Genomic DNA, 4,765 nt, shown 5'->3' on the forward strand with positions numbered 1-4,765 from the left:
CCGCCGGGCGCGCCGGGCGGGGTCAGCCGGCTGAGCGCTCCCAGTCGATGGTGGGCAGGCCGGCGTCGGCGAGTGCCTTGTTGGCCGCGCTGAACGGGCGGCTGCCGAGGAAGCCGCGGGGGTTCATCGGGCTCGGGTGGCCGGCCTCCAGCACCACGTGCCGCGGGTTGGTGACCAGGGCCGCCTTCTTGCGCGCGTACCCGCCCCAGAGCAGGAAGACCACCCGCTGGTCGAGGGCGTCGAGGGCGCGGATGGTGGCGTCGGTGAACTCCTCCCAGCCGGAGTTCGCGTGCGAGCCGGGGGTGGCCTGCCGGACGGTGAGCACCGAGTTGAGCAGCAGCACGCCCTGCGCCGCCCAGCCGTTCAGGTTGCCGCTGCGCGGCTTCGGCACGCCCAGGTCCTCGCCCAGCTCCTTGAAGACGTTGCGCAGCGACGGCGGCACCGTCACCCCCTCGCGGACGCTGAAGCTCAACCCGTGCGCCTGCCCCGCCTTGTGGTACGGGTCCTGCCCGAGGATCAGCACCCGGCAGCCCGCCGGCCCGCACAGCCGGTAGGCGGAGAAGAGGTCCTCGACCGGGGGAAAGACGGTCTGGGTGGCGTACTCCCGGGCGACGAACTCGGCCAGCGCCGCGGTGCGGGCCGGGTCGAGGTGCGGGGCGAGCACCGCGCGCCACTCCTCGGGGAGGAGCGCCAGCAGGTCGAGGGTCGGGGCGTCGTCGAGCATCGGCAACCTTTCGCAGTCGGTCCCGGGCACTGTAGGCAGCGGGTACGACAGGCCGTCAGTCGAGGGTGGCGAGGCGCTCCGCCCAGTCACCGCCCACCGGTTCCAGGGTCACCACCCGGGTGTCGTCCTCGCGTCGGTCGATGCGGACCCGCAGGTGGGCGTCGACCAGTTGCTCGACCATTCCCTCGCCCCACTCGACCACGGTCACCGCCTCGTCCACCGAGGCGTCCAGGTCGAGGTCGTCGATCTCGGCGCGCGGATCCGCCGACTCCCCCAGCCGGTACGCGTCCGCGTGCACCAGGGACACCGCGCCGCCCCGCGCCGGGTCGGGCCGGTGCACCCGGGCGATCACGAAGGTCGGCGAGGTGATGTCGCCGCGCACGCCGAGGCCGGCGCCGATGCCCTGGGTGAGCGCGGTCTTGCCGGCGCCGAGCGGGCCGCTGAGCAGCAGCAGGTCACCGGCGCGCAGCACGCCGGCCAGCCGCCGGCCGAACCCGTGGGTGTCCTCGACCGTCGGCAGCATGACGACGACCGTCACAGCGCCTCCCCGCTCACAGCTCGTCAAGGAAGTGCTCCAGCGCGGCGTTGACGTCGTCGGCGTGCTCCAGCATCACCACGTGCCCGCTGTCATGGATCTTGACGAACTCGGCGTGCGGCAGCCGCCGGACGATCTCCTCCGAGTGGTTCACCGGAGTGATCATGTCCTTGTCCCCCACGATCACCAGCACCGGCGTGCCGGCCAGCGCGGCCAGCGCCGGGAACCGGGAGTGGGTGGCCAGGGTCCGCAGGTAGCGGGTCACCGTGTCGGCCGAGGTCCGCGAGTTCATCGTCTCCACGTACGACACCAGCGCGGGGCTGGGCTTCGGGGTGCCGAAACCGTACCGGCGGGTCAGCAGCCAGGCGACGTTGGTGGTCGACTTCCGGGCCTTGTCGATCACGGAACCGCCGTACCGGGTGGCGTTGCTCATCATGTAGAGCACCGGGGCGCCGACCCGGCCGAGCAGAGCGGGCGCCACCAGCTTCGTCTCCGCGATCAGACCGCCCGAGGTGGCCATCAGCACCGTGCCGACCACCCGGTCGCCGAACATCTCCGGGTACAGCTCGGCCAGGGCCATGATCGTCATCCCGCCCATCGAGTGGCCGACCAGCACCAGCGGCCCCTCCGGCGCGGTCTCGTCGATCACCCGGCGCAGCGTCCGGCCCAGCGCGGCCAGGTCGTACTCCCCGGTCTCCAGCCGGCCCGACCGGCCGTGCCCCGGCTGGTCGTACGCGACGATCCGGTAGTCGCCGCGGGCGGCGAGCATCTCCCGCTGGAAGTGGAAGGTCCCCATGTCCAGGCAGAAGCCGTGCACCAGCACCACGGTCGGGTGCCCCGCGACCGGGCGGGTCGGCTCGACCACCTCCACGTGGATGTCGGTGCCGTCCGGCATCTCGAACCGGTACGACTCGTCGTACCGCTGCTGGCCGAAGACCTCGTGGGCGTACGGATCGGTGGGGTCGCCCTTGAGCCGGCGGACCAGGATCCGCTCGCTCACCACGCCCGCGGCGAGCCCGGCGGCGGCCACGCCGACGGCGGCGCCGACCACACCGGCGACCTTGCCGGCCGCGGTCCGGGGCCGGGGGACCCGGAAGCGGGGCGACGAGGTCACGGCCGCTCGCCGTCATAGACGCGGGGCACCCGGACCCCGCCGAACCGGGTCACGATCTCGTAGTTGATGGTGCCGACCGCCTCGGCCCAGTCGTCGGCGGTGGGCTCGCCGTCCGCGCCGCTGCCGAAGAGCGTCGCCACGTCACCCGCGGCGATCTCGTCGTCGCCGCAGTCCAGCACGAACTGGTCCATGCAGACCCGGCCGGAGATCGTCCGCCGCTTGCCGCCGAGCTGCACGGGACCGGTGTTGGAGGCGTGCCGGGGCACCCCGTCGGCGTAGCCGAGCGGCACCACCGCCAGGTTCGCCTCCCGCTCGGTCAGGTAGGTGTGGCCGTACGAGACGCCGGTGCCGGCCGGCACCCGCTTGGTCAGCATCACCCGGGCCCGGGCGGTCATCGCCGGGCGCAGCCCGTACCGCTCGCCGGCCACCGGGGACAGGCCGTAGACCGCCAGCCCCGGGCGGACCAGGTCGAAGTGGGTGTCCGGGCGGGTCAGCGTGGCGGCCGAGTTCGCCAGGTGCCGGTACCGCGGGCGCAGCCCGGCCCGCTCGACCATGGCCAGCCCCTCGTGGAAGACGGCGAGCTGCCGGTCGGTCGTGGGGTGGCCGGGCGAGTCGGCGTACACGAAGTGGCTCCACACGCCGACCACCTCGACCAGGCCGTCGGCCTGGGCCTTCGCGGCGGCCTCCAGCAGCGCGGGCCAGTCGGCGACGGTGGCGCCGCCCCGGGACAGCCCGGTGTCGATCTTCAGGTGCAGCCGCGCCGGGCGGTCCGCCCGGCGGCTCGCCTCGATCATCTCGTCCAGCTGCGGCAGGCTGGCGCAGCCCAGGTCCACACCGACGGCGACCCCGTCGTGCAGCGGCAGCCCCGGGCTGAGCAGCCAGGCCAGCACGGGGGCGCTGATCCCCTCCCGGCGCAGGGTCAGCGCCTCGTCGAGGGTGCAGACGCCGAGCCAGTCGGCGCCGGCGTCCAGCGCGGCGCGGGCGGCCGGGACCATGCCGTGGCCGTACCCGTCGGCCTTGACCACCGCCATCAACTCGGCGCTCGTGCCCGATCTGAGCCGGGTCACGTTCTCCCGGATCGCGTCCAGGTCGACGCGTACCTCCGACTGCCACATGTCCCCAGCCTACTTCCGCCGGTGATCACGGCGGGTCGCAGCCGGGCTCGCGGGGGCCCGCGCCGCGGGATCAGGGCAGCCGGGCCAGCACCGGGCGCAGCGCATTGGCCACGTCCGGCGCGGTCACCGGCCCGCTCCGGGCCGCCTCCCGGCCGGCCAGCCCGTGCAGGTACGCCGCCGCGGCGGCCGCCCGGTCCGCCGGCACCCCGGCGGCGAGCAGCGAGCCGAGCAGCCCGGCGAGCACGTCCCCGGTGCCCCCGGTGGCCAGCACCGGGGTGCCGGTCGGGTTGACGTACGCCCGGCCGTCCGGTGTGCCGATGATCGTGCGATCCCCCTTGAGCAGCACCACCGCGTTCATCCAGGCGGCCAGCCGCAGGGCGGCCGACACCCGGTCCGCGCCCGGGGTCTCGCCGCAGAGCCGGGCGTACTCCCGGTCGTGCGGGGTCACCACGATCGGGGCGTCCCGGTCGCGCAGCCGGTCCGCCAGCTTGCCGTCCACCAGCAGGGTGAGCGCGTCCGCGTCGAGCACCACCGGCACCGGCGCGGAGAGCACCGCGCGCAGTTCGGCGGCGGACTCCTCGCCGGTGCCCAGCCCGGAGCCGCAGACCCAGGCCTGCACCCGGCCGGCGTCCGCGACCCGGCCGGTGGCGATCACCGACGGGTGCTGGTGCAGCACCTCCGGGCGTGCCCCGCCGGCGTAGCGGACCATGCCGGTCGGCCCGGCCAGCGCCCCTCCGACCGAGAGCACCGCCGCCCCCGGGTACGTCGCCGACCCGGTCGCCACCCCGACCACGCCCCGGGTGTACTTCTCGGAGGCCGCGCCGAGCCGGGGCCACCAGTCGACCACGTCCGACCACTCGGTCACCCGCAGCGCCGGCGAACCGCGCAGCCACGGCGCCAGCCCGATGTCGACCAGCTCGACGTGCCCGGCCAGCTCGGCGGCCGGGCCGACCACCAGCGCCGGCTTCAGCGCGCCGAAGGTGACCGTCACGTCGGCCCGCACCGCGCTCGGCCGGCCGGAAGCGGTCAGCGGCACGTGCCCGGTGTCCACCGCCACGCCGCTCGGCACGTCCACCGCCACCACGGTGGCCCGGTCGCCGTCCCGCCCGCAGTGCCGGACCAGGCTCGCGGCCAACTGGTCGGCGGTCTCCCGCAGCCCGCCGCTGCCGCCGATCCCGATGATGCCGTCCAGCACCAGGTCGACCAGGGCCGGCGCGGTCGACCAGCTGCCCGCCGCGGCCCGCAGCGCCGCCAGCGCCTCGGCGTGCCGCCCGGCC

The 4,765-nt window shown here is 75.2% G+C and carries 5 protein-coding genes; all 5 read right to left on the bottom strand.

Annotation, left to right across the window (positions count from 1 at the left end):
• Positions 1 to 22: 22 nt before the first annotated feature.
• Positions 23 to 724: a uracil-DNA glycosylase gene (gene ung, locus JNW87_RS34895; RefSeq protein ID WP_109806073.1), complete on the bottom strand. Its 702-nt coding sequence runs from the start codon at positions 722 to 724 to the stop codon at positions 23 to 25.
• A gap of 55 nt (positions 725 to 779) precedes the next feature.
• On the bottom strand, positions 780 to 1,247 hold the full coding sequence (tsaE, locus tag JNW87_RS34900) for a tRNA (adenosine(37)-N6)-threonylcarbamoyltransferase complex ATPase subunit type 1 TsaE (RefSeq protein WP_109806078.1): 468 nt from the start codon (positions 1,245 to 1,247) through the stop codon (positions 780 to 782).
• Positions 1,248 to 1,275: 28 nt separating this feature from the next.
• On the bottom strand, positions 1,276 to 2,373 hold the full coding sequence (locus tag JNW87_RS34905) for an alpha/beta fold hydrolase (protein WP_109806074.1): 1,098 nt from the start codon (positions 2,371 to 2,373) through the stop codon (positions 1,276 to 1,278).
• A complete protein-coding gene (alr, locus tag JNW87_RS34910) occupies positions 2,370 to 3,488 on the bottom strand; it encodes an alanine racemase (RefSeq protein WP_109806075.1) in 1,119 nt (372 codons plus the stop codon). Before alr ends, JNW87_RS34905 begins: the two co-directional genes overlap by 4 nt.
• A gap of 70 nt (positions 3,489 to 3,558) precedes the next feature.
• Positions 3,559 to 4,765, bottom strand: a 1,207-nt coding sequence (locus JNW87_RS34915; RefSeq protein WP_238455161.1) for an NAD(P)H-hydrate dehydratase, incomplete at its 5' end; no start/stop codon positions are given.

The organism is Micromonospora sp. ATA51 (assembly GCF_016802855.1).
Taxonomy (GTDB): Bacteria; Actinomycetota; Actinomycetes; order Mycobacteriales; family Micromonosporaceae; genus Micromonospora; species Micromonospora sicca.

Excerpts from the sequence above, each read along its gene's own strand:
- ung (WP_109806073.1), bottom strand. The coding sequence starts at position 724 with ATGCTCGACGACGCCCCGACCCTCGACCTGCTGGCGCTCCTCCCCGAG.
- tsaE (WP_109806078.1), bottom strand. The coding sequence starts at position 1,247 with ATGCTGCCGACGGTCGAGGACACCCACGGGTTCGGCCGGCGGCTGGCC.
- alr (WP_109806075.1), bottom strand. The coding sequence starts at position 3,488 with ATGTGGCAGTCGGAGGTACGCGTCGACCTGGACGCGATCCGGGAGAAC.